The 3759-nt window shown below is 42.3% G+C and carries 4 protein-coding genes; all 4 read left to right on the top strand.

The annotated features are described in order from the left end of the window. Positions 1 to 168: 168 nt before the first annotated feature. Positions 169 to 981, top strand: coding sequence for a dihydropteroate synthase (gene folP / locus D2910_RS16720; RefSeq protein WP_240633641.1), 813 nt, complete (start codon positions 169 to 171; stop codon positions 979 to 981). Continuing rightward, entirely contained in the window at positions 981 to 1346 is a 366-nt protein-coding gene (gene folB, locus D2910_RS16715; protein WP_117314304.1) for a dihydroneopterin aldolase, read from the top strand. The genes folP and folB overlap by 1 nt, the downstream gene beginning before the upstream one ends. Further along, positions 1343 to 1828 (top strand): 2-amino-4-hydroxy-6-hydroxymethyldihydropteridine diphosphokinase, encoded by a 486-nt coding sequence (gene folK / locus D2910_RS16710; RefSeq protein WP_101803442.1) that lies wholly within the window; start codon positions 1343 to 1345, stop codon positions 1826 to 1828. Before folB ends, folK begins: the two co-directional genes overlap by 4 nt. A gap of 157 nt (positions 1829 to 1985) precedes the next feature. After that, positions 1986 to 3470: a lysine--tRNA ligase gene (gene lysS / locus D2910_RS16705; RefSeq protein WP_117314303.1), complete on the top strand. Its 1485-nt coding sequence runs from the start codon at positions 1986 to 1988 to the stop codon at positions 3468 to 3470. The last annotated feature ends 289 nt before the right edge of the window (positions 3471 to 3759 follow it).

The following is a 3759-nucleotide window of genomic DNA, read 5'->3' as shown; positions in this document are numbered from 1 at the left end:
CGCCGTATACGCGAACCGTACGTACGGTGTTGTGAGAGGGGCGGAAATAAGTTAGCTTATTTTCCCTCTACTCGATTGGTATAAAACCGATTATTCGCGTTAAGATAGAGTCAGATAATATTTCCCGGGAAATAAAATAAGCTTTTGTTGAAATGGACGGTGGCGATCTTGAAAATTGATTTTAATGCGAAAACGCTGGTAATGGGTATATTGAATGTAACCCCCGATTCGTTTTCCGATGGCGGTAAGTATAATTTTGTTGAAAATGCCCTAGAACACGCAAAAGCAATGGTGGCGGATGGCGCAGATATTATTGATATAGGCGGAGAGTCTACTCGTCCGGGACATAAACAGATTTCTGTAGAAGAGGAAATCAGCCGGGTCGTCCCTGTGATTAAGGCATTGAAAGCCGAGTTGGAGATTGCGATTTCAATCGATACATATAAATCGGAAGTGGCAGAAGCCGCCATCACTGCAGGAGCCGATATTATCAATGACATTTGGGGAGCAAAGTACGATCCTGCGATAGCGGCAGTGGCGGCTAAACATCAAGTGCCCATCATTTTGATGCATAACCGTGACGATACGTCATATACAGATTTCTGGAATGAAGTGAAAAGTGACATGGAAGAGAGTATCCGAATCGCTTTGGAGGCCGGTGTTCAAAAAGATCAGGTATGGCTTGATCCGGGCATTGGATTCGGTAAAGATACAGATCAGAACATCAAGATGATGCAATTATTGGAGCCATTTTGCGGATTGGGCTATCCGGTTTTATTGGGGACGTCGCGTAAATCATTGATCGGAAAGGTTTTGGATCTGCCGGTGAGCGAGCGGCTGGAAGGTTCCTTGGCGACGGCCTGCTACGGTGCGAGCAAAGGGTGCAGCATCGTTCGTGTTCATGACGTCAAAGAGACAGTGCGAGCTTTAAAAATAACGGATGTTCTGAATGGCAAAGTAACTTACAAGGGGGCAGAATAATGGATTACATCCATTTAAACGAGATGGAGTTCTATGGTTACCATGGGGTTTTTCCTGAAGAAACGAAGCTTGGCCAGCGTTTCCGTCTTACGGTTTCGCTAGCTGTAGATTTAAAAAAGGCCGGAGAAACTGATGGCTTGGAGCACACCGTCCATTATGGGGAAGTCTACAGTGTATGCGAGTCAGTAATAGAGGGGAATCCGAAAAAGCTTCTGGAGGCAGTAGCAGAAAGCCTTGCTGCTGAGATACTTTCCACTTTTTCATTAGTAAAAGGGATTCGGATTCAATTGATCAAACCCGATCCGCCGATTCCTGGTCATTATAAATCCGTAGCGGTCGATATCACCAGAGGAGCGTTCACATGAATAAAAGTTATTTGTCGCTCGGATCGAATATGGGGGATCGTGTGGGGATGCTCCGGCAGGCAGTGCGTTTATTGAAAGAGCATCCGGCAATCAATGTTATGAAAATTTCTTCTTTATATGAAACGGCTCCTGTCGGATTTACTGAGCAGGATGCATTTCTGAATATGGTTGTTCAATTGCAAACTGATCTCAATGCTTATGAATTGCTGGAAATATGCCAGGACATCGAACAAACATTGGATAGAAAACGAGAAATTCGATGGGGCCCCCGGACAATTGACCTTGATATTCTGCTTTATAATCAGGATGAATTTGAAACGGAAAATCTGGTCATACCGCATCCGCGGATGCATGAACGCGCTTTTGTGCTAGTTCCGTTGCTGGAACTTGATCCGGAACTGGATTTCATTGAACCTGAAAGAGAGGGTATAGAGATTTGGAAGACTTATAATAGTGTGGAATCATTTTTGCTTGAAGAATAGAATGGCAATTGAAGCTGTAAGAAATGTTAAGTCAGCAGAGGATATTCAGCGGTCTTAAATTTCCGGCAGCTTTTTTTATGTAGGAAGATGAGAAATTGTGTACAATAGATAAATACACGAACGAGCGTGGTTTTTTATAAATAAAGGAGTGTAGGGAATGTCAGAAGAGTTAAATGATCAAATATTGGTGAGACGACAAAAAATGCAAACTTTACGTGATAGCGGAATGGATCCATTCGGCTCCCGTTTCGAACGCACACATTTATCTGAAGAAATCGTACAGCAATACGATAAATTTTCCAAAGAAGAATTGGAAGAGGCGGGGCACGAAGTAGTAATAGCCGGCCGTATTATGACAAAACGTGGTAAAGGGAAAGCTGGATTTGCCCATCTTCAGGATTTAAAAGGCCAAATTCAGATCTACGTCCGTAAAGATGCTATTGGAGAAGAAGCATACAATTTCTTTAATACAGCAGATTTAGGAGACATTATCGGAGTTAAGGGTACTATCTTTAAAACTAATGTTGGTGAATTATCTGTAAAAGCTAAAGAAGTTGAGTTTCTTACAAAAGCTTTGCGTCCGCTGCCTGAAAAATTTCACGGACTGAAAGACGTTGAACAACGTTACCGTCAGCGCTATCTGGATTTAATTACAAGTGAAGACAGCAAAGAGACTTTCATTCTCCGCAGCCGAATTATCCAGTCAATGCGCCGCTATCTGGACAACTTAGGTTTTCTTGAGGTTGAAACGCCGATGCTGCATTCAATCGCCGGAGGAGCAGCCGCTCGCCCGTTCGTAACGCATCATAACGCGTTGGACATGGAATTATATATCCGGATCGCCATAGAACTTCATTTGAAGCGCCTAATTGTCGGCGGACTTGAAAAGGTTTATGAAATTGGCCGTGTATTCCGCAACGAAGGAATCTCCACTCGTCACAACCCGGAATTCACCATGCTCGAATTATATGAAGCATATGCAGACTATAACGATGTAATGGAGCTTACAGAGAATCTGGTGGCTCATGTGGCACAAGAAGTACTTGGAACGACTACTGTCAGCTACAATGGAGAAGAGATTAATCTTGCGCCAGGCTGGAAACGTCTCCATATGGCAGATGCCGTTAAAGAATATGTAGGCGTGGACTTTTGGAAGCCGATGGCCAAAGAAGAAGCACAAGCTTTAGCGAAAGAACATAATATTGAAATAAAACCTACTATGGAAACAGGTCATATTCTGAACGAATTCTTTGAACAAAAGGTAGAAGAACAATTGGTGCAACCTACATTTATTTATGGTCATCCAGTTGAAATTTCACCTCTTGCCAAAAAGAACCCGGAAGATGAACGTTTCACAGACAGATTTGAATTATTTATTGTACGCAGAGAGCATGCAAATGCTTTTACCGAATTAAATGATCCTATAGACCAGCGTCAACGTTTCGAAGCCCAACTTATAGAAAAAGCAGAAGGCAACGATGAAGCACATGAAATGGATGAAGATTTTATTGAAGCACTTGAATATGGTATGCCTCCAACTGGCGGTTTGGGAATTGGCATCGACAGATTGATAATGCTGTTAACTGATTCAGCCTCAATTAGAGACGTTCTTTTATTCCCCCAAATGCGTCCGAGAGATTAAGCTTTTATAGAAGAAAAGCCCATTTTAAAACGGGCTTTTTCTTTTTCTAAAAAAGCGCTTGTCTTTTTTTAGAAGCAATGATACAATATTTCTTGTCGCGTTTTTGATTCGCGTTTAAGTTTCAAAAAGATTAAACGATTTTATTGTTGACATCATTTAAAGAAGCTGGTAATATTGAAAAGTCGCTGTCAGGTACGGCGATATAGATTAAATGAACCTTGAAAACTGAACAGCAAAACGTCAACAAGAGACGTCACGAGCGCCTTGGCGCGAGAACGGCTTTTGCGAT

Source organism: Planomicrobium okeanokoites, from assembly GCF_003428875.1.
Taxonomy (GTDB): Bacteria; Bacillota; Bacilli; order Bacillales_A; family Planococcaceae; genus Planococcus; species Planococcus okeanokoites.
This window is presented reverse-complemented; position numbering and strand designations above follow the sequence as displayed.

What these genes read in the sequence shown, in the direction of transcription:
- folB (WP_117314304.1), top strand. Translation starts at nt 981, where the DNA reads ATGGATTACATCCATTTAAACGAGATGGAGTTCTATGGTTACCATGGG.
- folK (WP_101803442.1), top strand. Translation starts at nt 1,343, where the DNA reads ATGAATAAAAGTTATTTGTCGCTCGGATCGAATATGGGGGATCGTGTG.
- lysS (WP_117314303.1), top strand. Translation starts at nt 1,986, where the DNA reads ATGTCAGAAGAGTTAAATGATCAAATATTGGTGAGACGACAAAAAATG.